We start from the raw sequence: 22,356 nt of genomic DNA, 5'->3' as shown, positions 1-22,356 counted from the left end.
AGAACATGCTGATTGCCTGCGGCGATGCGCTGATCGATTTCGTGCCGACGCGAAATGCGCAAGGGCGTGAGGCGGTGATGCCGGCGGTCGGCGGCTCCTGTCTCAACGTCGCCATCGGCATGGCCCGGCTGGGCGCACCCACCGGGTTCGTCGGCGGCATCTCGACCGATTTGTTCGGACGGATGATCGCAGATCATGCGGCGGCCTCCAACGTCGACCTCAATCTCGCTACCCGCAGTGATCACCAGACCACGCTCGCTTTCGTCCGCATCGTCGCGGGCGAGTCGCATTACGCCTTCTACGACGCCGGAACCGCGACGGGGAACTGGACCTACCGGCGCGGGACGATTCCGTTCGCGAATGTGGAAGCCGTTCATGTCGGCTCGACCACGCTCGTCAACGACCAGGGCGCGGCGCACACGATAGCGCTGATCGCGGACGCGCGGGCGTCATCGACGATCTCCTTCGATCCGAACTGCCGGCCCAATCTGGTCAAGGACAAGCCGGCTTACCTGGCGCGCATGGCCGAGTTCGCTGGCCGCGCCGATCTCATCAAGATGTCGGATGTCGACTTCGCCTATCTCTTCGGCGACGAGCCTTACGAGCGGCGGGCGAGCGCGCTGCTCGGGCAGGGCACGCGCCTCGTCGTCATCACTCGCGGCGACAATGGCGCGATCGCGTGGCACGCGGGGGTAGGTCAGATCGAGGTCGCCGCGCCCAAGGTCGAAGTCGCCGACACGATCGGCGCGGGCGACAGTTTTCAGGCGGCGCTGCTCTTTGCCCTGCACAAGCAGGGACGCATTGCCCGGCAAGCATTGAAGGACATCAGCGCCGTCGAGCTCCGCCGGGCGCTGTCCTTTGCCGCCAACTGCGCCGGCCTGACCTGCACCCGCCCGGGCGCCGATCCGCCCTGGAGCCGTGAGATCAATTGGAGCTGGTAGCGCGGCCTTACATCCGCGCAACGGCCTTCTCGGCGCATTTTATGAACCTTGAGATCAGCGGGCTCTGGGAATCCCTCCGCCAGCACACCGCGATGTCGATGGAATCGGCCGCATCGCGCAGAGGCCTGAACACGATGCCGCGTGGCGCGCCGAGCTGGGCGCAGGCCGGCACGATCGCAAGACCTTCGCCGGCGAGAACCAGGCTCATCGCCGAATGCACCGTCTCCACCCGGCTCGCGATCGGCATCACGATCTGATGTCGTCGCAGCAGGGCTGCGACCGCGGAGGAGGCGGGATCTTGCTCCGGCGGCGGCAACGCGATCAGCGGACGGCCCTGCAACCGCGCCATCGGCACGGCGCCGAGACGTGCGAGCGGCGAGCGGATCGGCATTGCCAGCATAAAAGGCTGCGCACCGATCCGAGCCACCTGGATCTCAGGATGGTTGATGGCCGGCATGCACAGCGCGACCGTGACGCTGCGGTCGAGCAGCCTGGCCTCGCGCGTCGATGCGCTGAGCTCGGCAAAATCGAGATCGACGCCCGGAACCGAGCGGCGTAGCTCAGGGATGAGCCGCGGCAGCATCGCATTCGCCAGGACGAACATGTAGCCGACCGAGAGCCGCCCGCGCTTGCCGGCGGCGACCGCGCGCGCGGCTTCGGCGCCGTCGACGGCCAGCGCCAGAGCTTCGCTCGCACGCGCCAGCAGCGCCTGGCCTGCCTCGGTCAGGTCCATGCCGCGGGTGCCGCGGCGGAACAGCGGCGCGCCGATCTCGGCCTCGAGCTTGCGGATCTGGACGGACAGCGGAGGCTGAGCCATCCGTAGCCGCTCGGCGGCCTTGCCGACGCTGCGGGTCTCGGCGACGGCGACGAAATAGCGGAGGCGGCGAAGATCCATTGGCATACCGTAAACGTATGGGTTGGCCATCAAAATCGTATTGGACGGCGAGTTAACAAAACTGTCATTCTCGCTGTCAATGCTTTGGGCCAACGGCGGCCCGCTTCGGAGCGTGATGTGACGACGATGAACGGCGATCCCTGTCTCCTGTCCGCAACCGAGTTGCGCGGCCTCATCGCCGAAAAGCGGATTTCGCCCGTCGAGATCGTCAGTGCCGTGCTCGCGCGCGCCGAGGCGCTCCAGCCCGAGTTGAACTGCTTCATCACGCTCTGCGGCGACGAGGCGATGGCGCAGGCGCGCGTCGCCGAGCGCAAAATGATGGCCGGCGAGCCGCTCGGTCTGCTCCACGGCATCCCCGTCACCGTCAAGGACATCGTCAACACCAAGGGCGTCAAGACCACCTTCGGCGCCGTTCCCTACAAGGACAATGTGCCGAACGAGGATGCCGTCGCGGTGGCGCGGCTGCGCGCCGAAGGCGCAATCCTGATCGGCAAGACCACGACGCCGGAATTCGGCAGCAAGTGCCTGACCGATTCACCTTTGTTCGGCCGCACCCGCAATGCGTGGGATCGGTGCCGGTCCTCCGGCGGCTCCAGCGGCGGCGCGGCAGTTGCCGTGGCCAGCGGCATCGCGCCGCTCGCGATCGCGACCGACGGCGGCGGCTCGACGCGAATTCCCGCCGCCTGCAATGGTGTGGTGGGCTTAAAGCAGAGCAACGGAGTTATCCCCCATAGTCAGGCGCTGGATGCGTTCGGCAACCAGACCTATGTCACGCCGACCACGCGGACCGTCGCCGACACCGCGTTGATGATGCAGGCGATGGCAGGCGAGGATGCCTGCGACCCCTGGTCGATCGGCGTTCCCGTGCCCGATTTCATCGGCGCGTCCGCCCCGCGCGGCGATCTGCGCGGGCAGCGGATCCTGTACTGCCTGACGCCGCCGGGCCGTCCGGTGTCCGCCGAGGTCGCAGCCAGCTTCAAGGCGAGCCTCGACCGGCTGGCGGGGCTAGGCGCCGAGCTCGAGGAATTCTCCGGCGACGGTTTCGACATCGAGCCGATCTGGCGCGCTATCAACCACACGGTCTGGCGCACGCGCTTTGCAAAACTCGCAGCCGAGCACAAGGACGAGCTGAGCGAGGCCTTCCTCAAGCAGCTCGCGCTTGCGACCGAAGTCAGCGGCGTCGACTACCAGGAGGCCATGTTCGCGCGCACCGCGCTGTTCCGCCGTGTGCAATCGCTGCTTGCGCGCGGACACTTCCTGGCGATGCCGACGCTCACGCGCACCGCGCTGCCGATCAAGCAGGATTTGTTCGGCTCCATCGAGATCGACGGAGCGCATTTCGACAGTGTCCGGCCGCACTGGTTCCCCTGGACCATGCCATTCAACATGACCGGCCATCCCGCCGTCAGCCTGCCCTCTGGCTTTGGCCGAGACGGCCTGCCGATCGGGCTTCAGCTCGTCGGCCGCTTCCGTGCCGATGCGGAATTGCTGCGCGTCAGCGCGCTGTTCGAGGCTTCAAGCGACCTTCTGTCCCGCTGGCCGGCTTGAGGAGATGGGCATGCAGCAAAAGGCTTGCCTCAGCCGCCCGGACATGTTGATCGTGCCGCAGCTGAGCCCTGAAGCCGAGCGCGCATGAGCGTATTTGTCCTCCGACGTCTGTTGACCTTGCTGGCGACGCTGGTCGGTGCATCCCTGATCATTTTCCTGGTGCTCGATGCTCTTCCCGGCAATGCCGCGCAGATGCTGATGGGCGCCGATGCCTCGGCGGATGCGGTCCGCGCGCTCACCGTCAAGCTCGGGCTCGACCAGCCGCTGGCGGTTCGCTATTTGCAATGGATCAAAGGCCTCCTCGTCGGCGATCTCGGCAACTCCTATGTCTACGGCACCCCGGTCGCCAGCCTGATCGCGGAGCGGCTGGTGCTGACCATTCCGCTCGCGATCATGGCCATGACGATCACGGTGACGCTGGCGCTCTCGGCCGGCATCTACACCGCCGCCAACCACAACAAGCTCGGCGACGTCGGCGTGATGTCGCTGACGCAGGTCGGCATCGCGTTGCCGAATTTCTGGTTCGCGATCCTCTTGGTGCTCCTGTTCGCGGTGCGGCTGCAATGGCTCTCGGCGGGGGGATTCTCCGCCTGGGAGGATGGCATCTGGCTCGGCGTCAAGTCGCTGCTGCTGCCGGCCATCTCGCTCGCGGTGGTGCAGGCCGCGATCCTTGCGCGGGTCACGCGCTCGGCGGTGCTGGAAGTGCTGCGCGAGGACTTTGTTCGAACGGCGCGCGCGAAGGGGCTCGGCAAGCGCGAGGTGCTGTGGAGCCACGTGCTGCGCAATGCGATGATCCCCGTCATGACGGTGATGGGGCTGCAATTCGCCAATCTGCTCGCCGGCACCATCGTGATCGAGAACGTGTTCTATCTGCCGGGCCTTGGCCGCCTCATCTTCCAGTCGATCGCCAACCGCGATCTGATCGTGGTGCGCAATTGCGTGATGCTGCTGGCGACCATGGTCGTCATCGTCAATTTCGTGGTCGACGTGCTCTATGCCTTCATCGATCCCCGCATCAAGGTCCACGACCTGTGAGCGCGCCCCTGACCACTCCGATTGACGCGCCGATCGCGGCGCGCCGCGTGCCGGCCAAGAGCTTCTGGGGCCGCGCGCTGCGCCATCGCAGTTTCGTGCTCGGCGGTTTGCTGAGCCTGCTGGTGCTCGCCTCGGCGCTGCTCTCGCTGGTGTGGACGCCGTGGTCGCCCTACGAGATCGACATCGCCTCGAAGCTGCGGCCGCCGTCGGCGGCGCATTGGCTCGGCACCGATTCCTTCGGCCGCGACATCGTCTCGCTGCTGCTCGCCGGCGCCCGCGCCACCATCATGGTCGGCGTCATCGCCGTCAGCATCGGTCTCAGCTTCGGCGTCACGCTCGGCCTGATCGCCTCGGCCCGACGCGGCTGGACCGAAGAGATCATCATGCGCTTCTCCGACTTCACCTTCGCCTTTCCGGCCGTGCTGTCCGCGATCATGCTCGCCGCGGTGGTGGGGCCGGGGATGGTCACCTCGATCGTCGCGATCGGCATCTTCCAGATCCCGACGCTGACACGGCTGACGCGTGGCTCGGCCAACGCGATCTGGGCGCGCGAATTCGTGCTGGCCGCGCGTGCTGCCGGCAAGGGCGCCTTCCGCATCACCATCGAGCATGTGCTGCCGAATATTCTGTCGATCCTGATCGTGCAGGTCACCATCCAGTTCGCGCTCGCGATCCTCGCCGAAGCCGCGCTGTCCTATCTCGGTCTCGGCACGCAGCCGCCGCAGCCGTCCTGGGGGCGGATGCTGAACGATGCGCAGACGCTGCTGTTCCAGTCGCCGATGCTCGCGGTCTACCCGGGTGCTGCGATCGCGATCGCAGTGCTCGGCCTCAATCTTCTCGGTGACGGATTGCGCGACCTGCTCGATCCCAGACTGGCACGGGAGCGATGACGATGGGCGAGCAACGCGTCATGCCGCTGATCGAGGTTGAAAATCTTGGTGTCCGCCTCAATACCAGCCGCGGGCCGGCGCAGGCCGTGCGCGGCGTCAGCTTTGCCCTGAAGCGCGGCGAGACGCTGGGACTGGTCGGCGAGTCCGGCTGCGGCAAATCGGTCACCGCGATGTCCCTGATGGGGCTGCTGCCCGATAGCGCCGTGGTCTCGGGCAGCATCAAGCTGGACGGCAACGAAATCGCGCGATTGCCGGATGCGGATTATTGCCGCCTGCGCGGCAACCGCATCAGCATGATCTTCCAGGAGCCGATGACTGCGCTCAATCCGATGCACACGATCGGGCATCAGGTCGCCGAGCCGCTGCGACGTCACAAGAAGCATTCGGCGGCGCAGGCGCGCAAAGAGGTAATAGCCTTGCTCGACCGCGTCGGACTCCCCGATCCGGCGCGGCGCGTCGATGCCTATCCGCACCAGTTTTCCGGCGGCCAGCGCCAGCGCATCACTATCGCCATGGCGCTTGCCTGCGAGCCTGACCTCTTGATCGCGGACGAGCCGACCACCGCGCTCGACGTCACCATCCAAGGCCAGATCCTCGACCTCATCGCCGATCTCGTCGAGGAGCGCGGCATGTCGATGATCCTGATCTCGCACGATCTCGGCGTCATCGCCGAGAACGTGCGGCGCATGATGGTGATGTATGGCGGCACCGTCGTCGAGAGTGGGTCGACCGACGAGGTGTTCCGCCGGATGGGGCATCCCTATACGCAGGGCCTGTTTCGCGCCCGGCCGAAGCTCGGCGCGCGCAAGGGGACGCGGTTGAAGACGATATCGGGCACGGTGCCAGAGCTTGCAGATCTGGCGGCGGGGTGCACTTTCTCCGACCGATGTCCGCTCGTGATCGATCAGTGCCGCGCCGCGCTTCCGCCGATGGTCGACGTCGGACCCGGGCACGTCGTGCGTTGCATCAGGACGGATGTCTCGATGGCTGAGAACGTCGGAGCGCTGACCGCATGACCGCTGCGCCTCTTCTCGACGTGAAGGATCTCGAACAGCGCTACGCCCTGCCGCGGGAAAGCCTGTTCCGTCCGCCGGGGCAGGTGCGCGCGCTCAATGGCGTGAGCGTGCGGGTTGCCGCCGGCAAGAGCCTCGGCGTCGTCGGCGAATCCGGTTCGGGCAAGTCGACCTTCGCGCGGCTGGTGATGGCGCTGGAGCGGCCGACGTCGGGCAAGGTCGCGCTGCTCGGCCGTGATCTCAATCGCATCTCGGCCGACGAACTGCGTCGCGCCCGGCGCGATTTCCAGATGGTGTTCCAGGACCCCTACGGATCGCTCGATCCGCGCCAGACCATCGCCCGCATCGTCGCCGAGCCGCTCACCGTGCTGGAAGACGCCGACCGCACCACCTTTCGCGCACGCGTCTCCGCAGTGTTGCGCCAAGTGGGCCTGCGCGATGCCGACATGGAGAAATATCCGCACGAGTTCTCCGGCGGCCAGCGCCAGCGCATCGCGATCGCACGTGCGCTGATTACCCAGCCGAAGCTGATCGTCGCCGATGAGCCGGTCTCCGCGCTGGACGTCTCCGTGCAGGCGCAGGTGCTGAACCTGATGCAGGATCTGCAGGAGCAGTTCGGGCTGAGCTATATCCTGATCAGCCATGACCTCGCCGTCGTCGACTATCTCTGCGACGAGGTCGCGGTGATGTATCTCGGCCGGATCGTCGAGCAGGGACGGCCCGAAGATCTGTTCGAGCACTGCGCCCATCCCTATACGCGGGCGCTGCTGGATGCCGTGCCGCGGGCGCGCGCCGGCGGCGGCCGGCGAAGACGCGGTGGCCAGGCGATCGCCTCGCAATCGGCGGCCACGACCGGATGCCCCTATGTCGCGCGCTGTCCGCTCGCCGACCAGCATTGCCGCGAGGCCCTGCCTGAGTTACGCAAGGTGGGCGAGGGGCACCTTGCCGCCTGCCACAAGGCGGAGGCTGTGATGGCGTTGCCGCAGGCGGCCATGGAAGGTTAGTGTCCGGAGCAGGATTGGCGTAAGCTTAAGAACAGAACTGGCCGGGGAGTTACGCATGTTCAGGAAATTGTCGATCGTTGCATTTGCCGCCGCGTTGGTCGCAACGCCTTTGCCCGTGCTGGCGCAGAGCAAGAAGGACAGCGTCGTCATGGCGATGGCGCTGGAGCCGCCGGGGCTGGATCCCACCAACGCCGCCGCGGCTGCGATCGCCGAGGTCACGCTCTACAACATCTACGAGACCCTGACCAAGATCAACGAGGACGGCTCCGTTTCGCCGTTGCTGGCGGAGAGCTGGACCGCCTCGCCCGACCTGAAGACTTATACGTTCAAGCTGCGCAAGGGCGTCAAATTCCACAACGGCGAGGCGTTCGATTCTGCCGCGGTGAAGTTCTCGTTCGAGCGCAATGCCGCGCCGAACAGCACCAACAAGGACAAGAGCCTCTACCAGGCCTTCGAGAAGGTCGAGGCGCCCGATGCCGACACGGTCGTGATCACCTTGAAATACGGCGAGCCGAACCTGCCGTTCCTGCTGGGGCAGGCGGGCGGCTCGATCGTCGAGCCGAAGAGCGCGGCCACCAACCTCACGCAGCCGGTCGGCACCGGGCCCTATCAGCTCGGTGCCTGGGCCAAGGGCTCCTCGATCACCTTGACCAAATGGGCAGGCTACCGCAACGCCGCCGCGGTCAAGCTCTCCAAGGTGACGATCCGCTTCATCTCCGATCCGGCGGCGCAGGTGGCAGCGCTGCTGTCGGGCGACGTCGATGCGTTCCCGCGCGTCTCGGCCCAGCGCACCATTGCCCAGTTCAAGGCCGATCCGCGCTTCACGGTGCTGGTCGGCGGCTCCAGGGCCAAGACCATCGTCGCGATCAACCACCGCAAGAAGCCGCTGGACGACGTCCGCGTCCGCCGCGCCATCCTCGCCGCGATCGACCGCAAGGCCATGATCGACGGCGCCGTCGATGGTTTCGGCACGCCGATCGGCAGCTTCTATGTGCCGGGGGCGCTCGGCTATGTCGACACCACCGGAATCAATCCCTACGATCCCGAGAAGGCCAAGAAGCTGCTCACTGAAGCCGGCGTCACCACGCCGCTCGAATTGTCGCTCAAGCTGCCGCCGCCGTCCTATGCGCGGCAGGGCGGCGAGATCGCCGCGGCCCAGCTCGCCAAGGTCGGCATCGTCGCCAAGATCGAGAACGTCGAATGGGCGCAATGGCTGTCGCAGGTGTTCGCCGGCAACGGTCCGCACAATTTCGATCTCACCATCATCAGCCATGTCGAGCCGTTCGATCTCGTCAAGATCACCGAGGCGGATTACTATCTCGGCTACAACAACGAGGCCTTCAACGCACTCTACAAGCAGATCGTGTCGACGCCGGAGGAGGCCACCCGCGCAAAACTGCTCGGCGACGCCCAGCGCATGCTCGCGACCGACGCCGTCTCCGCCTACCTGTACCAGCCGCAGCTCATCACCATCACCAACAAGAAGCTGAAGGGCGTCTGGAAGGACGTCCCGCAATACGAGAACGATTTCTCGACGTGGTCCTGGGAGTAGGGGCTGCATCGGCGCAGCATCCGTGTTGCTCTGCGCCCTCTCCCTTGTGGGAGAGGGCAACTCCTGTCCAAGACAAAAACCTGAAAAACAACCCCATGCACAGTAGCCGGGGATAGTCATTTCAATGGCTTGCGCGTTGCTGGTTCAACCGTCGGCGCGATGCGCTGGACCTTGACCCGTCGGCCAAAACACAACAACGCCTGTCGACGACAAGCCCGACCGACCACACCGGGTATGACGAGCGCTCCGCCTTCCTGACCGAGGTGGACGGAGGCAAGTTCCGCCTGGTGCCGTAGCAAGCAGACACGCCGACGTTCGCCAGCGCGCTTTTGCAGGCAGGTCATCAGAGCTTCACGGATGCGCAACCTGCGGCGAGGTTCCTCGCGATGTCAGCGCGGTTCCATGTGCGCAATCAAACTCTCTCCCGAATTCCTGCAAATCTCTGCCATCTACCAAAGGTAGATTCGCTCCCGGTGAAGCGTGGTCAACAACGCGTCTTGCAAAAAACGAAAGCTCTGCAGGCGTCAGGTCCGCTTCCGACAATGAAATGGGAGTTACGCCATGCAGCATCTGCCGAACGATACCCATGACGTCACGCTTGACCAATTTGGCCAAATCGCGACCGTCTACGGCGACCCCGGCTTTCCAGTAGCCACCGATGTCGTGGGCGGCAACGACACCGTGACGGCCACCGTCGCCGCGCTTAATGCCAAACTCACGATCTTCGGCGACGACCAAACGATGTTGCTTGGTCATTCCCAGGGCGGCAACGACACGCTGATCGCCGACATCGACGGCGGCTGGGACACCGCCATCGTGATCGGCGATACCCAATCGATGATCGATGATTCCAAGGGCGGCAACGACACCATCGTCGCGGATGCCGGCCGCACCGTCTACACGACGATCTCGGCCTTCGGGGATGCCGCGGGCGACATGTCAGGCAATGCGCAGGGCGGCCATGACGACATAACCGGCTCAATCGCGTGGCGCGGCGGCGCCAACTTGTTCGCCGGCGATGCCGGCGGTTCCATGATGGACACCTCGCGCGGCGGCAACGACACACTCGATGTCAGCGTGCTCACGACGGACGGCGGGGCGACTGTCAGCGGCGACGCCATCGGTTCCCTGAGGGGGCTCGCGCATGGCGGCAACGACAACCTGACCGTCACCTTGAACGGCGGCAGCGCCATCTCAGGTGGAACCTTGTTCGGGGATTCGGCTGAAACCCTGATGGACTTCGCCCAAGGCGGCGACGATGTGCTCACCGTCAAGCTCGACGGCCAGTACACGGATGCCGGCGCGCAGATGTACGGCGATGCGCCGACCATGGCGGGCAATTCCCATGGCGGCAACGACATCCTCAATGGCGGCGCGGGCCGCGATTTCATGTATGGCGATGCGCGAATCTATGAACCGGCGACACCAGGCTCGATCACCGGCGGCGCCGATATGCTGAACGGCGGGGCCGGCGACGATCGGATGTGGGGTGGGGGAAACAGCGACTTGTTCGTCTTCAACACCGGCTCGGGCAACGACACGATCGTGGACTTCGATCAGGGCAACAAGGCCGTCGGCAGCACCGCGGTGGAACAGGATTTGATCGACGTGCAGGGCTACGGCTTCGCTGACTGGACGGCGCTGTCGAAACTGATCAGCGACAACACCGCCGGCGATGCCGTGATTCATCTCTCCGCCAACGATTCGATCACGCTGGACGGGATTCACGCGGCAAACCTGCATCCGACCGACTTCATCATCTGACGAGGCAGAGCAGGAGCGGCGGTGTCGCCCCGCGACGCGCGGAGCGGCATCGCGATTGCGACTGCGCAATGACGAGTTTCGCCGCGTGGCGCAGCGAAACCCGTCGCGATCAAACTCTGTCCTGAATTCCAGCAAACCTCCGCCATCGACCAGAACTAGATTCGTCTCCGTGAAGCGTGGTCAACAACGCGTCTTGCAAGAAAATTCTGCAGGCGTCAGGCCCGCTTCCGACAATGAAATGGGAGTTACGCCATGCAACATCTGCCGAACGACACCATCGACGTCCTGCTCGACCAGTTTGGTCAAATCGAAACCATCTACGGCGATCCGAACTTTCCGACCACCACGGACGCCTGGGGCGGCAACGACACCGTGACGGCGACCATCAGCCAGCCCGAAGCAGAAGTCACGATGTTCGGCGACGACAATACGACGCTGCATGGCCAATCCCACGGCGGCAACGACTCGCTCACGGTCAACTTCAACTACGGCTGGAACGAAGCCCTCGTGGTCGGCGATGCCCAGGCGATGACCGACGACGCCAGGGGCGGCAACGACACGATCAATGTCCTGGCCGACTCAATGTACACAAACGTGCATGCTTTCGGCGACGTCGCCGGTGACATGTCGGGCAATTCGCACGGCGGCAGTGACACCATCACCGGCGCGGTGGGCTGGCGCAGCTACGATAATGTGTACGCCGGAGATGCCGGTGGTTCCATGAGCGGCACGGCGCAGGGCGGCAATGACACGCTCGACATCAGTCTGAACACCATGGAGGGCTCGGCGGTAGCCAGCGGCGACGCAATCGGCTCCATCAGCGGCGATGCGCATGGCGGCAACGACAACATCACCTTCATCTTCGGCACCGACATCGTCTGGACCGCCGGATTTGGCTACGGAGATTCGGCGACCTCGCTGACCGACAATGCCCAGGGGGGCGACGACATTCTCACGCTCAAGACCGATAGCCCCGACACCCTCCATTTTACGAACCCGGAGCTCTTCGGCGATGCGCGGACCATGTCCGGCAATGCCCAAGGCGGTAACGATATTCTCACCGGCGGAGCAACCAACGATCACCTCTATGGTGATGCCGCGAACTATGCCCCCGCGACGCCGGGCTCGATCACCGGCGGCAGGGATATCCTCAACGGCGGCACCGGCGATGACCAGCTTTCGGGCGGGGGGAACAGCGACACCTTCGTCTTCAACAAAGGCTCCGGCAACGACCTGATCACCGACTTCGATCAGGGAAACAAGGCGGTCGGCAGCACCGTGACGGAGCACGATCTGATCAATGTGCACGATTACGGGTTTGCGGACTGGGCGGCGCTGTCGAGCCTGATCAGCGACAATGCCGCCGGCGATGCCGTGATTCATCTCTCGGCGAGCGACAGCATCACGCTCGACGGCGTCCAGACGGCAAGCCTGCACCAGACCGACTTCCTCATCTGAGCGAGTTGCTTGGGGAGTAACGATCTCGCCCCGCTCACAGCGGGGCGAGACGCGGGTTGCACTCTTGGCCGCCCAGCAGCGCAACCACTTCCGCGCTTGGACGAGCGCTTCTGACCCGAAGCGGGCTTGCTGTGCCAGGCCGAAGCTGATTATTCAGTCTTATCAGCTGAACCCTTGCGCAGCGCCTCTAAGGCTATACGGGCGTGGTGGGCTGCTTTCTGGTTGCCCACCGTTTCGATCTTTTCCAGTGCCCAGGTCAAATACTGCATAGCAGCCTGGACGTCAGCACTTTGGTCGGTCATATGACCGTTTCTATCGAATTATGATCGGTTCGTCCCGCACTTGCTGCGCATAAGCGAGTTGCATCAGCGATGGCGGCTGTGGCCAAAAGTGAACAGTCTCGCGGTGACGGAAGGAGCATTATCGGCTGTTACTCCCCGAGTTCAGCGCCATACTCCGTCCTGAATTGATGCAGAGGTCACGCAGTGATCGAGGGTAGTATTCCCATTTTGAGCCCTTGGGCTAAGCGCCTCTTGCGGCGCTTAGCCCAAGGCTGCTCTGACCACACCATTGCGGTTCAGATCGGCGGAAGAGCTGATCAAGTTGGCGAACAGCGGAAGCGGCTGCTGGGTGCGACCTACGACGGGCGGTTCGAGTGAAGGAGGCGGCGCACCGTTTGGAAACGATGCGCCGCCTGCCAGGTCATGCTGCCTTGGCGTCGACGTTGCCGATCCAGTCGCGGGCGAGCGTCAAATCGGCTTGCGACAATTGATGGCCCGCCGGCAGGACCCTGTGGGTCACGCTCGCGCCTGCTTGCGAGAGCAGAGCCGCAAGCTTGGCTGAATTGCTGGCCGGCACGATCGGATCAGCCTGCCCGGACAGCAGCAGGATCGGCTTGCCTGCAAGATCGGCTGTGGGCGGATCCGACAGCGGCACCATCGCGCGCAGCAGGATCGCGCCGGCCAGAACGTCCGGCTTCAGCAGCAACAGCGCGGCTGCGATGTTGGCGCCATTGGAGAAGCCGACGGCGACCGGCGCGGCGATGCCGTAGCGCTGCCGCGCCGCGTTGACGAACTCGCCGAGCTCGTTCGCGCGGTGGCGGACGTCGTCCTCGTCGAACACACCTTCGGCGAGACGGCGGAAGAAGCGCGGCATGCCGTGCTCGAGCACGCGGCCGCGCGGCGAGAGCAGGGCGGACCCCGGCGCGATCATCTTGCCGAGCCCGAGCAGGTCGTTCTCGTCGCCGCCGGTGCCGTGCAGCAGTAACAGCGGAGGGGAGCCCGCGCTGGCCGCGGGCTCGAAACGATGGATGAATTCAGTCTCGGTCATGACACGGTCTCTTCCAGATTCGGCAGAACGCCCTCGATCTGCTTGCGCTGCGCTTCGAGGAAAGCAGGCAGCTTGAGGTCTTGTCCCAGCGTCGCGACAGGTTCGTCGACGGCGAAGCCGGGGATGTCGGTCGCGATCTCGAACAGCACGCCGCCGGGCTCGCGGAAGTAGATCGAGCGGAAGTAGTTGCGGTCCCTCTGCTCGGTCGGATGCAGGCCGTGATTGCTCACGAGCTTTTGCGCCATCTTGCCCTGCTCGGCATCGTCAGCCGCGCGGAACGCGATGTGATGCACCGAGCCGCCGCCCTGATGGCCGCGCAAGAAGCCCTTGGCTTCGTAGACGTCGACGACGCTGCCCTCGGCATCGCCGGGCGCCTTGAAGCGGATCACCGAGCCTTCGCGGCCGGTCTCCTTGAAGCCGAACACGTCGGTGAGGACAGCGGCCGTCTTCGCCGCGCTGTCGAGCAGCAAGGTCACGCCGTGGAAGCCGCGGATCGCATGCTCCGCCGGCACGTCGCCGTTACTCCAGCCGGGCTCGCTCTCGGCACCGGGAATGCCGACCAGCGCCAGCGCCATGCCGTCGGGATCGGTGAACGGCAGCACGGACTCGCCAAAGCGCTTTTCCAGCGCCTCGTAGGCAATGCCCTTCTCGGTGAAACGCTGGGTCCAGTAGCCGAGCGAGCGCTGCGGCACGCGGAAGGCGGTCTGATGAGTTTCGCCGACGCCGCGGCGCCCGGCCGGAACGCCCGCCCACGGAAAGAAGGTCAGGATGGTGCCGGGGCGGCCGGTCTCGTCGCCATAATAGAAGTGATAGGTGCCGGGATCGTCGAAATTGACCGTCTTCTTGACGAAGCGCAGGCCGAGATCCCGCGTGTAGAAGCCGAAATTCCTGATGGGGTCGCCGGCAATCGCGGTGACATGGTGCAGTCCAGACATTGTCGTCCTCCAGAGTTCGGGGAGCGTCTTGCTCTGCCCGGAAATATCGTTCCGCTTTGGATTGGAGACAATCCATGCAAATATGACGGCTATGTCTACGATTTGGAAACAATCGGCGGGGCCGGCCCTTGGATAAGGTCGCCAGCCTCCGCGCGTTCGTGAAAGTGGTCGAAAGCGGCAGTTTTGCCGAAGCGGGCCGGCAGTTGCGGCTGTCGCGCTCGGCGATCAGCAAATACGTCGCCGACCTCGAGGAGAGCCTCGGCGTCCAGCTCCTGAACCGGACCACGCGGCATGCCAGCCCGACCGAGAACGGCCAGCGCTATTTCGAGCGCGCGCTCGTCATCCTCTCGGAGATCGAGGCCGCCGACCAGGCGGTGACGCAGGCCCAGTCGGCGCCGCGGGGGCTGCTCCGCGTCAACGCGCCGATGTCGTTCGGCACGATGCGGCTCGGGCCCGTGCTGGCCGATTTCATGGCGCGCTATCGCGAGCTGCAGCTCCAGATCGTGCTCAGCGACGACCTGCTCGATCCCGTCCAGGACGGTTTTGACGTGACCTTGCGGATCGCGGAACTGGAATCGTCGAGCTTGATCGCGCGAAAAATCATGCCGGTGGCGCGCATGATCTGCGCTTCGCCGGATTATCTCGCACGTCACGGCACGCCAAAGCACCCGCAGGATCTGCGCGAGCACGCCTCGCTGACCTACGGCTTCCTGCTCACGGGCAATCAGTGGAAGCTTACCGGCGCCGATGGCGATCACTGGATCCAGCCGGCCTGGTCGCTCTGCGTCAACAATGCCGAGGTGCTGCGCGACGTCGCGATCAAGGGCAGGGGGCTGGCGCTGCTGCCGGAGTTCATCGCTGCCGACGCGTTGAAGAAGGGCGAGCTGCGGGCGGTACTGCAAGACTATTCCGCGCCGCCGCTGGCGCTCTATGCGGTCTATCCGCCGACGCGGCATTTGTCGGTGAAGGTGCGGCTGTTCATCGACTTTCTCGTCGAGCGCTTCAGCCGTGACGAGGACGAAGCCGGCGGCGTGGGCAGACGTGCGGAGACCAGGCCGTGACCCATAAATCTGCCGGGCGACTTGCCCCCGCTAAGCGAGTCTTGGTCAGCTTGATCATGTCGCCCGTATCGGCCCACTGAGAGTCCCGCGCAGGTGGCTGGACACTATTATACCGTAACGGAAACCTGAACTTTCTTCCCATCGCGCGGGACTCATACTTGCGTCCCGACATCTCGCCTTCAGATACGGACAGCTTCAGCCGCTGCCGGGGCGTCGCCGAGGGCCCTCTTTCGCGCCGCCGCGAAGAGCCGGGGCATGATGTGTGGCTCGCCGGCGCTTCTCGACTTTGATTTCAACAAGCTCAGGAGGAACACATGCGGAAGTCTCTCAGCTTTTTCCTTTCTGGCGTGGCATTGGCCGTCGCGGCATCGACTGCTGTAGCCGGTGAGCGGGTGCTTGAGTTCAAGCTGGTTACGAAGCCAATCGACCTCAAGGTCATAGAGGCCGCAAACGTCGAGGGACAGACGGTCGTGTCTGGCAAATTCTTTGGGGTCGCCGTCTTCAACGATGGCCGTATCGGAGTGAAAGAGTTCGTCAATAGTTCGGACTTGCTCAAAGGGTCGGGCCCCTTCTTCGGCTACAGCACGTACACGTTCGAGGAAGGCTCGATTACGGCGCGCTACACCGGTTCGGCCAAAGACGGCAAATCAACGGGCGAATACACCATCCTGTCGGGCACAGGTGCCTACGCGAACGCCACGGGTACGGGAACAATCGAAAGCGCGCCGAACCCATTCAAGGGCGTCAACCTGCTGAACATAAAGCTCGTCGTTAAAACGTCCGGTTCGTGACAGCGCAATGGTCACAGGCCGCAAAGGAAGTTGACGCGGCGCGTTAGCCCGGCCGGCGGCAGATTGCCGGCCGGGCGACCTGCCGAAGAACCGACCGCGCCAAGCGCGCCGGCTGGCTGCACAGCAACCGAAGAATTTCAGTGCTTGAGCGAAACTGAAAAGGCGACCAGTGCGATCATGTCGTCGACGCTGAGATTCTCGACAACCGGTTTCATGAGTTCGCTGTTGGCGCCCTTCCGCGCACCCGATTTGAAGTCATAGAGCTGCCGGAACATGTAGGTGGGCGAACGGGACGCAAGCCCCGGCGCGATGGCAGTCCCGTTGAGGTCAGCACCGTGACAGGTCCCGCACTGGACGCGCGGATCGCTGTTCGTTGCCAGCGTCCGTCCCTTCTCAACGCTGCCTACCGGGACGTAGGCGATGAAACGAGCGCGCGAGTCCCGGCTGACAAAGTGTTCAACGTTTTCCGGTATCTCGATGATGCGCTGGCCGATGGGCTCTTTCTCGGCGCCGTCCAGCGGAGCCAGGAACAGGTCTCTCACCTGCGTTCTTGGCACCGCCTCGGCCTCAACGACGACAATATTCGATCTCGGCTTGATGGAGGCGAAGTAGCCTGCCGCCTCTGCGAGTTCCTGATCGGTCACCGCTTTGGACAACTTGATCATCAGGTCGGTGGCGACGCGAGACGCAGAGTTCGTGCGCAGGCCCGTCTTGAACTCCGCCGTTTGCTGAATGATGTATTCCGCGGAGAGGCCAAATAGGCTGGCATTCTCAGGACCGCCCGGTCCGTCTGCCCGGTGGCAGACGCCGCACGCGAACACATCTGGCTTTCTTCCCCTCGCCACGATCTCTGGCATTGGTAGATGATCGTCCGGATGCCAGTCGGGCGCGGCGAACAGATCGCGCACTTGCGTGAGCGTAAAACCGGCTGCGCTGTCAGGAACGTGCCTGACCGTGCCATCGTCTGGCGTGCGTTGAAAATTGGGCGGGTTGACCGGGTAGGCCCATGCTGGCGGGCCCTCCTGGATTTGCGCACGCGCCCCCGCCGCGGTGAGCAATGCCAACGAGAACACCCACAGAGCGGTTGGAAATCTCATGGCTCTCGACCTCCCAGCGCGTCGGTGAAGCCAAACTGTACTTCCCGAAGGCGAAGATCAGGAGCGGCTAACCGACCGCTTGTCGGGCGACGGGACGCCGCAGCTCCTCCGCCACATCGAAAACACCATTCAACGCCGGGGACTCGCAGACGTCAATGTGCGATTTCAGCCGTCTTGGTCTGCTCCGGGGCAAAACGCTAAGAGCTCGATCTGAGCAAATCTAGCTGACCGACCGCTGCTCGGCGGGCCGGAGCAGATCGTCGAGCGCGCTCATCGAGGCTGCTCGCAGCGCGGCGAGCTCACGCGCGGCACTCTGGCACTCGGGTGGAGACATCGTGGCCGCCGCCAGCTCGATCTCGCGGCAGCGCTCGAACATGCTGACGAGGCCGAGCGCGCCGGCGGCGCTGCCGAGTTGATGTGCGTGTCGGGCGAGCTGTTTGTGGTCGCCAGTCGCGGCAGCCTTGGTGATGTCGTCGATCAGCTTTTCGCTGGTCTCCTCCAGCAAGTGGTGGAGCTTTGTGATTTGCGCGGCGCCGAGCAGCTCTTTCTGGTCGTCGAGATAGTGCCGGTCGATCAAGGCGCCCGCGGCGAGTTGCGCGGCTGCCGGCTCGACCTCCGGATCGTCCTCGATCGCCTCGCGCAACGCGTTGATCAGGATCGGCTTGCTGACGATCTGGACAATGCCTGCGTCGGCAAGCCGCTCGCGTGCGCTGGAGGACACGTCCGCGGTGACGGCGATGATGCGCGGCATCTTCGGCAGACCGAGCTTGCCGATCCGCGACGCCGCCTCGACGCCGTCCATGTCGGGCATGTGCAGATCCATCAGGATGATGTCGAACGTCTGACCGCTGGCGAGCTCAATGGCCGACGCACCGTTTCTGGCAATGATCGCGCGGTGGCCGAGCCGCTTCAGGATCGCTTCGCCGACCTCGCAATTGACGGGATCGTCGTCGACCAGCAGCACGCGAAGCTGCCGCGACGGCGGCGGAAGCGCGCCTTGTGCGATACCGCTCGCGGCGAGGCCGAGCGACACTTCAAGCATGAACGAGCTGCCCGCGCCCGGCGTGCTCGCCACCGTCAGCTCGCCGCGCATCAAACGGCTGAGACGCCGCGCGATTGCGAGGCCTAGGCCGGTGCCGCCGAACCGCCGCGCGATACTGTCGTCCGCCTGAACGAAATCCTCAAAAATCCGCTCGTGCATGTCGGGGGCGATGCCGATGCCGCTATCGCGAACGGTGATACGCAGCAGAACATGATCGTCATGGCGCTCGGCGGCTGCGTTGACGGCGACCCCGCCTGATGGTGTGAACTTGATGGCGTTGCCGATCAAATTGAGCAGGATGCGATTGAGCCGCACGGGATCGCCGTGCACGGAGGTATTGACCGTGGCATCGCAGGCGAGGTCAAAAGTCAGTCCCTTGCCGAAGGCCTGGGGTCGCATCAGGTCGGCGGCCGTCTCGATCAGCTGGTCGAGACGGAAATTACGCGGCTCCAGGGTTTCGGCGCTGGCCTCCAGGCGCGCATATTCCAGGATGGCATCGACCAGCGCGATCAGCGTCTCACCCGATGCGGCCGCGGTCGTGAGGTGGCGCCGCTGCGCTTCGCCGAGTTTGCCGTCGTCGAGCAGCTGCAGCACGCCCATGACGCCGTTCAGCGGCGTGCGCAGTTCGTGGCTGACGACGGCGAGGAAGCGCGATTTGGTCTCATTGGCCGCCACCGCCGCGCTGCGCGCGCGCTCGGCGGCATCGTGCTCGGCAAGGGCCTGATCGCGCGCTTTCTCCAGCTCGGAGGTGCGCTCGATCACCTTGCGCTCCAGCGTCGCGTAGGAATAGCGCAGCTGCGCGGCCATGCGGTTGAACTGGTCGCCGAGCGCTTCCAGCTCGTCGCCGGTCTTGATCGCGAGCCGCAGGCCGAGATCGCCGCTCCCGATCCGCCGTGCGCCCTGCGTCAGGAGCTGGATCGGCCCCGTCATGCGCCGGCTGAGAAAGAGAGAGACCAGCACCGCACCGGCCAGCAGGACGACGAGGAGAAAGGTCGAACGGCCAATCGATGCATAGATCGGCGCATAGGCCTCGCTGAGCGGCAGCTCGACGAACACCAGCAAGCCGAGCGAGGGGACCGTCGCATAGGTCGACAGCACGCGCTGGCCGGACAGATCCTCCTTGACCAGGCCGCCGGAGGGCGGCCCCACGCCGTCGAGCGCGGCGCGGACGTCGGCATGGCCGGAGAGATCGCTGCGTTGCAGGGCTCGCCACAAATCGGGATGCGCGATCAAGACACCCGTGCGGTCCACCACGTAGGCCTTGCCGGTGTTGCCGACCCTGATCCCGGCGACGAGGTCCCAGATGAAACGCAAATTGACCTCGGCGACGATCACATTGGGATTGCGGCCAATTCCGCGCGTGGCGAGCGTCATGAATGGTTCGGTGTCGCCGAAGAAGTAGACCGGCCCGTAATAGGCCCGGCTTTCATTGGCTCCGCGAAAGGCGGGCGAGGCGGAGAGGTCGGCTTTACTGCCGATTCGGTCTGCCACACGGCGGGACACACGCATCTGTTCAAGCCCGTGCGAGTCGAGCTCGGCGATTTCCGCGATCGCCGGAGAGAGGCGCAGGAGACGGATGGCGTTCAGGCGCTCGTCTTCGTTGGTCGACAGCTCCGGCGGCAGGCGCGAGAGCCATCTGATCTGGTTTTCGATCTGGCCGATGAATTGGCCGATCTGAATCGCCGCGGACGCTGCCTGCTCGCGCTGGGTCGCCGCAAGAAGCTGCTTCTGTTCGCGATAGGAGAACCAGACGTCGAAGCCGGTGTTGATGGCGAGTGCGGCGAAGGCGAGGGCGACGATCGAGTAGAGATATTTGCGGAACAGCCGGCCGGGAGGCGTTCGCAAATGTCCCTGGTCGACCGTTTCGTTCACTCGCGGATCTCGTCGGCGCGCGCGAGCAGCGTGAATGGGATGGTCAATCCCAGCGTGCGGGCGACCGTGCGGTTGATCAAGAGCTCGTATTTGCGCGGCGATTGCACCGGCAGGTCGCCGGCCTTGGTGCCGCGCAGGATGAGATCGACATAGTCGGCCGAGCGCACTTCCAGCGTCGGCCCGTAGCTCATCAATCCGCCGGCCTCCATGAAGTAGTGGAACGGATAGATCGTGGGCACGCGATACTTGGCCGCCGCCGCAACGACCGCCTTCCGGTTGACGACCAGGAAGCTGTCGACCAGCGCAATCATTGCCGCCTTGGGCGGCTCGGAGAAGCGCCTGACGGCTTCGTCGATGTCCGCCGGCGCGTTGACGGGGGCGGGGATTGCGGACACTCCGGACTCGGCCGCCTCTTGCTCGATCGAGTCGAGGAAGAAGCGCCCGCCGCGAGGGGTGGTCGCCGGGTTAAACAGGATACCGACGCGCGCAAGATCAGGCACGGCCTCGCGGATCAGCTGCAGCCATTTGCCGCCCATCTCGGCGGTGCTGTTGGTGAAGCCGGTGACGTTGCCGCCGGGATGCGCAAGGCTTTCGACGAAGCCATTGCCGACGGGATCGTTGGCGGTCGCGAAGACGATCGGGATGGTCCTGGTGGCGGCAAGGACCGCCGCGGTTTCGACCGTCGACCCCGTCAGGATCACGTCCGGCTTCAGCTCCAGCAATTCCTGAATCGCGGCCTTCAGCCGGTCCGGTCCGCCGAAGGTCGAACGGAGCTCGAGGCGGAAGTTGGCGCCTTCGACCCAGCCGCGCTGCCTCAAGCCGGCGACGAGGCCACCGAGGCGGGAGGTCGTGCTGTCGATCAGGCTCCGCCGGGTCAGCTCGTCGTCGAGCGGCAATGCGGTCAACGATGCGACGATCCGCATGCGATCCGACGTTGCGCCGAGCGCGACCCATCCCGCGGCGGTTGCGCCCGCAAGGCGAATGAACCCGCGGCGATCGACCGCGAGAGCGGAACGCCGTTCGGTCATGATACTCTTCGCATGATGGCTTGCCCCGGAGCGGATGCTTAGCGCGAACGGCCGGCATCCACAATTGATGAAAAAATGCGCTTATGAATGCTCATTCGCAGCGTTTGGCAGCCCGATACCGTATTCCTACGCTGCCAAAGAGTCGCTGTTTCGAGCGTTGTCTCCTTCGTGACGCCTTGTAACGCCTTCGCGTTGCAACATTTTCCGTCTCGGTTGCGACGACGGTTCGCGGAAGGTGATTTCGCAGCTGCCGATTTTTGAAGCGTTGTTTCAAGTTTTTTCGAAGGTTTTCGATGCGCAAAATCTATCTCATCCCGGCCGTCGTCGGCCTGCTCACCTCCATTGCAGCCGGGCCGCTCGCGGCCCAGGGCGCCGTACCGAAGCAGAAGGCTGCGCCGGCACCTAGAGCCGCCGCGGCCGGCGCTCCCGCTGCAGCCGGCACGTCCGTCGCCGCCGGGGCGAATTCAGCCGAGACACCGGCCGCGGACGACAAGATCAAGGCGATCGACGGTTTCCGCTCCGCCAAGTTCGGCATGAACGAGGCCGATGTGCGCGCGGCGCTGACGAAGGATTTCAACGCCAAGCCCGACGCCATCAAGGCGCAGGACAATGCGTCCGAGCTGACGCACAGCCTGCTGTATTCGGCTCCCGACCTGCTGCCGAACGGCGGCACCGCCGAGCTCTCCTACGTGTTCGGCTACAAGTCGAAGTCGCTGATCCAGGTCGGCGCGGTCTGGTCGAAGGGAACTGACGCGGCGATCACGCCGGAGAAGCTGTTCTCCAACGCCAACATCCTGCGCGCCCATTTCATGGGCGAAGGCTTCAAGCCGGACTCCATCGCCGTCAACATGCCCGTGGCCGGCGGCATCGTGATGTTCCGCGGCAGCGACGCCAAGGATCGCTCGGTGATCCTGCTGCTCCAGGGCACGTTCGAGAACAAGGAGAACAACCAGCGTGTGCTGACGCCGACCAGCCTGCTGCTGTTCTACGTGGCCGACGCCAAGAGCCCCGATATCTTCAAGCTGCCGCCCGGCCAGTTCTGATGTCGGGATCGCACGACATTCTCCCACCCGGTTGTGGATCGGCGCCAATGCCGATGAC

Annotated in this window: 19 protein-coding genes; 12 read left to right on the top strand and 7 right to left on the bottom strand. The window is 64.7% G+C overall.

Translation table 11 applies throughout. From position 1 onward, the window contains the following. The first annotated feature begins 5 nt into the window (after nucleotides 1-5). On the top strand, nucleotides 6-941 hold the full coding sequence (locus RAD10_RS21110) for a carbohydrate kinase family protein (protein ID WP_461619096.1): 936 nt from the start codon (nucleotides 6-8) through the stop codon (nucleotides 939-941). Between the two features lie 7 nt (nucleotides 942-948). Here RAD10_RS21110 and RAD10_RS21105 read toward each other — a convergent pair whose 3' ends face one another. Next, nucleotides 949-1,836 (bottom strand): LysR family transcriptional regulator, encoded by an 888-nt coding sequence (locus tag RAD10_RS21105; protein ID WP_461619095.1) that lies wholly within the window; start codon nucleotides 1,834-1,836, stop codon nucleotides 949-951. A 126-nt stretch (nucleotides 1,837-1,962) separates the two neighbouring features. Between RAD10_RS21105 and RAD10_RS21100 the strand changes: the two genes are divergently transcribed. The 8 genes from RAD10_RS21100 (at nucleotide 1,963) to RAD10_RS21065 (ending at nucleotide 12,100) form a co-directional block, all read left to right on the top strand. Continuing rightward, complete coding sequence (locus RAD10_RS21100; RefSeq protein ID WP_461619190.1) at nucleotides 1,963-3,384, top strand: amidase; 1,422 nt, start codon at nucleotides 1,963-1,965, stop codon at nucleotides 3,382-3,384. Nucleotides 3,385-3,468: 84 nt separating this feature from the next. Then, nucleotides 3,469-4,419: an ABC transporter permease gene (locus RAD10_RS21095; protein WP_461619094.1), complete on the top strand. Its 951-nt coding sequence runs from the start codon at nucleotides 3,469-3,471 to the stop codon at nucleotides 4,417-4,419. Continuing rightward, the gene (locus RAD10_RS21090) at nucleotides 4,416-5,309 is read left to right on the top strand and encodes an ABC transporter permease (RefSeq protein ID WP_461619093.1); all 894 of its coding nucleotides are present in this window, start codon (nucleotides 4,416-4,418) and stop codon (nucleotides 5,307-5,309) included. The genes RAD10_RS21095 and RAD10_RS21090 overlap by 4 nt, the downstream gene beginning before the upstream one ends. A 2-nt stretch (nucleotides 5,310-5,311) precedes the next feature. Continuing rightward, the gene (locus RAD10_RS21085; RefSeq protein WP_461619092.1) at nucleotides 5,312-6,325 is read left to right on the top strand and encodes an ABC transporter ATP-binding protein; all 1,014 of its coding nucleotides are present in this window, start codon (nucleotides 5,312-5,314) and stop codon (nucleotides 6,323-6,325) included. Further along, nucleotides 6,322-7,326, top strand: coding sequence for an ABC transporter ATP-binding protein (locus tag RAD10_RS21080; RefSeq protein WP_461619091.1), 1,005 nt, complete (start codon nucleotides 6,322-6,324; stop codon nucleotides 7,324-7,326). Before RAD10_RS21085 ends, RAD10_RS21080 begins: the two co-directional genes overlap by 4 nt. Nucleotides 7,327-7,381: 55 nt before the next feature. Next, entirely contained in the window at nucleotides 7,382-8,878 is a 1,497-nt protein-coding gene (locus RAD10_RS21075) for an ABC transporter substrate-binding protein (RefSeq protein ID WP_461619090.1), read from the top strand. Between the two features lie 561 nt (nucleotides 8,879-9,439). Beyond that, complete coding sequence (locus RAD10_RS21070; RefSeq protein ID WP_461619089.1) at nucleotides 9,440-10,642, top strand: calcium-binding protein; 1,203 nt, start codon at nucleotides 9,440-9,442, stop codon at nucleotides 10,640-10,642. Between the two features lie 252 nt (nucleotides 10,643-10,894). Further along, nucleotides 10,895-12,100: a calcium-binding protein gene (locus RAD10_RS21065; RefSeq protein ID WP_461619088.1), complete on the top strand. Its 1,206-nt coding sequence runs from the start codon at nucleotides 10,895-10,897 to the stop codon at nucleotides 12,098-12,100. Nucleotides 12,101-12,249: 149 nt separating this feature from the next. Here RAD10_RS21065 and RAD10_RS21060 read toward each other — a convergent pair whose 3' ends face one another. From RAD10_RS21060 to RAD10_RS21050, 3 genes are all read right to left on the bottom strand, one after another. Next, nucleotides 12,250-12,402 (bottom strand): hypothetical protein, encoded by a 153-nt coding sequence (locus tag RAD10_RS21060; RefSeq protein WP_461619087.1) that lies wholly within the window; start codon nucleotides 12,400-12,402, stop codon nucleotides 12,250-12,252. 400 nt (nucleotides 12,403-12,802) lie between these two features. Further along, the gene (locus RAD10_RS21055; RefSeq protein ID WP_461619086.1) at nucleotides 12,803-13,429 is read right to left on the bottom strand and encodes an alpha/beta hydrolase; all 627 of its coding nucleotides are present in this window, start codon (nucleotides 13,427-13,429) and stop codon (nucleotides 12,803-12,805) included. After that, nucleotides 13,426-14,364, bottom strand: coding sequence for a ring-cleaving dioxygenase (locus RAD10_RS21050; RefSeq protein ID WP_461619085.1), 939 nt, complete (start codon nucleotides 14,362-14,364; stop codon nucleotides 13,426-13,428). Before RAD10_RS21050 ends, RAD10_RS21055 begins: the two co-directional genes overlap by 4 nt. A 128-nt stretch (nucleotides 14,365-14,492) precedes the next feature. Between RAD10_RS21050 and RAD10_RS21045 the strand changes: the two genes are divergently transcribed. Together RAD10_RS21045 and RAD10_RS21040 are read left to right on the top strand one after the other, a co-directional pair. Beyond that, nucleotides 14,493-15,425, top strand: coding sequence for a LysR family transcriptional regulator (locus tag RAD10_RS21045; RefSeq protein ID WP_461619084.1), 933 nt, complete (start codon nucleotides 14,493-14,495; stop codon nucleotides 15,423-15,425). Nucleotides 15,426-15,739: 314 nt separating this feature from the next. Beyond that, nucleotides 15,740-16,216 carry a hypothetical protein gene (locus RAD10_RS21040; RefSeq protein WP_270169555.1) on the top strand — a complete coding sequence of 159 codons (477 nt, stop codon included), beginning with the start codon at nucleotides 15,740-15,742 and terminating at the stop codon, nucleotides 16,214-16,216. A gap of 137 nt (nucleotides 16,217-16,353) precedes the next feature. Here RAD10_RS21040 and RAD10_RS21035 read toward each other — a convergent pair whose 3' ends face one another. The 3 genes from RAD10_RS21035 to RAD10_RS21025 all read right to left on the bottom strand — a co-directional run bounded on the left by RAD10_RS21035 (nucleotide 16,354) and on the right by RAD10_RS21025 (nucleotide 21,255). Continuing rightward, a complete protein-coding gene (locus tag RAD10_RS21035; protein ID WP_461619083.1) occupies nucleotides 16,354-17,313 on the bottom strand; it encodes a c-type cytochrome in 960 nt (319 codons plus the stop codon). Between the two features lie 220 nt (nucleotides 17,314-17,533). Then, a complete protein-coding gene (locus RAD10_RS21030; protein ID WP_461619082.1) occupies nucleotides 17,534-20,227 on the bottom strand; it encodes a hybrid sensor histidine kinase/response regulator in 2,694 nt (897 codons plus the stop codon). After that, nucleotides 20,224-21,255, bottom strand: coding sequence for an ABC transporter substrate-binding protein (locus RAD10_RS21025; protein WP_461619081.1), 1,032 nt, complete (start codon nucleotides 21,253-21,255; stop codon nucleotides 20,224-20,226). The genes RAD10_RS21030 and RAD10_RS21025 overlap by 4 nt, the downstream gene beginning before the upstream one ends. 293 nt (nucleotides 21,256-21,548) lie before the next feature. On the opposite strand from RAD10_RS21025, the gene RAD10_RS21020 reads away from it, so the two are divergent. After that, on the top strand, nucleotides 21,549-22,298 hold the full coding sequence (locus RAD10_RS21020; protein ID WP_461619080.1) for a hypothetical protein: 750 nt from the start codon (nucleotides 21,549-21,551) through the stop codon (nucleotides 22,296-22,298). Nucleotides 22,299-22,356 lie beyond the last annotated feature (58 nt).

The organism is Bradyrhizobium sp. 23AC, from assembly GCF_054863025.1.
The sequence above is the reverse complement of the archived record's forward strand: the minus strand, read 5'-3'. Positions and strand labels throughout refer to the sequence as shown.

Coding starts and splice junctions, on each gene's coding strand:
- RAD10_RS21040 (WP_270169555.1), top strand. CDS start 15,740: ATGCGGAAGTCTCTCAGCTTTTTCCTTTCTGGCGTGGCATTGGCCGTC.
- RAD10_RS21075 (WP_461619090.1), top strand. CDS start 7,382: ATGTTCAGGAAATTGTCGATCGTTGCATTTGCCGCCGCGTTGGTCGCA.
- RAD10_RS21060 (WP_461619087.1), bottom strand. CDS start 12,402: ATGACCGACCAAAGTGCTGACGTCCAGGCTGCTATGCAGTATTTGACC.
- RAD10_RS21085 (WP_461619092.1), top strand. CDS start 5,312: ATGGGCGAGCAACGCGTCATGCCGCTGATCGAGGTTGAAAATCTTGGT.
- RAD10_RS21105 (WP_461619095.1), bottom strand. CDS start 1,836: ATGGATCTTCGCCGCCTCCGCTATTTCGTCGCCGTCGCCGAGACCCGC.
- RAD10_RS21095 (WP_461619094.1), top strand. CDS start 3,469: ATGAGCGTATTTGTCCTCCGACGTCTGTTGACCTTGCTGGCGACGCTG.
- RAD10_RS21110 (WP_461619096.1), top strand. CDS start 6: ATGCTGATTGCCTGCGGCGATGCGCTGATCGATTTCGTGCCGACGCGA.
- RAD10_RS21020 (WP_461619080.1), top strand. CDS start 21,549: ATGCGCAAAATCTATCTCATCCCGGCCGTCGTCGGCCTGCTCACCTCC.
- RAD10_RS21055 (WP_461619086.1), bottom strand. CDS start 13,429: ATGACCGAGACTGAATTCATCCATCGTTTCGAGCCCGCGGCCAGCGCG.
- RAD10_RS21080 (WP_461619091.1), top strand. CDS start 6,322: ATGACCGCTGCGCCTCTTCTCGACGTGAAGGATCTCGAACAGCGCTAC.
- RAD10_RS21035 (WP_461619083.1), bottom strand. CDS start 17,313: ATGAGATTTCCAACCGCTCTGTGGGTGTTCTCGTTGGCATTGCTCACC.
- RAD10_RS21100 (WP_461619190.1), top strand. CDS start 1,963: ATGAACGGCGATCCCTGTCTCCTGTCCGCAACCGAGTTGCGCGGCCTC.
- RAD10_RS21025 (WP_461619081.1), bottom strand. CDS start 21,255: ATGACCGAACGGCGTTCCGCTCTCGCGGTCGATCGCCGCGGGTTCATT.
- RAD10_RS21065 (WP_461619088.1), top strand. CDS start 10,895: ATGCAACATCTGCCGAACGACACCATCGACGTCCTGCTCGACCAGTTT.
- RAD10_RS21070 (WP_461619089.1), top strand. CDS start 9,440: ATGCAGCATCTGCCGAACGATACCCATGACGTCACGCTTGACCAATTT.
- RAD10_RS21050 (WP_461619085.1), bottom strand. CDS start 14,364: ATGTCTGGACTGCACCATGTCACCGCGATTGCCGGCGACCCCATCAGG.